The 821-nt window shown below is 35.3% G+C and carries 1 protein-coding gene and 1 pseudogene; both read left to right on the top strand.

Annotated elements, in window-relative coordinates; translation table 11 throughout:
* On the top strand, positions 1–384 hold a 384-nt coding region (locus ACE01T_RS16910; protein ID WP_395519742.1), incomplete at its 5' end, for a MarR family winged helix-turn-helix transcriptional regulator.
* A 10-nt stretch (positions 385–394) separates the two neighbouring features.
* A pseudogene (locus ACE01T_RS16905) lies at positions 395–685 on the top strand (transposase); the annotation flags it as partial.
* Positions 686–821 lie beyond the last annotated feature (136 nt).

Raw genomic sequence — 821 nt, 5'->3', positions numbered from 1 at the left:
TATGCTGCATCTAATTTAATCGTAAAAGCTTATCGCCCTTTTCTTACACCTCTCGGACTTACTTATCCTCAATATTTAGTAATGTTGGTTTTGTGGGAAAAAGACTGTGTAAGTGTGGGTGATCTTGGACAAATTTTACATCTTGATAGTGGAACATTAACCCCACTATTAAAAAGAATGGAGACATCTGGTCTAATTAATCGATCACGTGATCCTAATGATGAAAGACGAGTTCTTATTTCATTAAAAGATAAAGGGCGAGACTTATCTGCTGAAGCAGAAAAGATTCCTAAAGAGCTTACCAAGAACATTGAGTTTGCTAACTTAAATCAATTACGAGATGAATTAAAAGCATTAGTTAATCTATTATCAGAAAGAATTTGAGACCTCTTTTACATCTGGTCTAAAAGCAATCTATCAGACAAGCACAGAGGACAATGCATTAAAGTCCCTAGATATCTTGTGTGATCAATGGAATCAACAATATCCAAAAATTGGCGAATCTTGACAGGAAAATTGGGAAAATATACGAACGATCTTTAGCAATCCAGCTGAAATAGGTCATGTAATTTATACGAGGAATGCGATTGAATCGTTGAATAGCGTAATCCGCCATTCAGCTAAAAAGAGAAAGATCTTCTCTTCTAATAATTCAGTGAAAAAGGTCATTTACTTAGCTGTATCTCAAACCTGATCTGACAGTTACCCATTTTTTATGGCACTGTTGCAAATAGGCTGACATGATAAGCTAAATATCTTATTTATTTCGAGATACAGCAGATGAATCCCTTCCACGGTCGGCACTTTCAAGGTGAAATCAT

It is taken from the genome of Acinetobacter uliginosus (genome assembly GCF_044130295.1).
In the GTDB taxonomy this organism is placed as follows: Bacteria; Pseudomonadota; Gammaproteobacteria; order Pseudomonadales; family Moraxellaceae; genus Acinetobacter.
The sequence above is the reverse complement of the archived record's forward strand: the minus strand, read 5'-3'. Positions and strand labels throughout refer to the sequence as shown.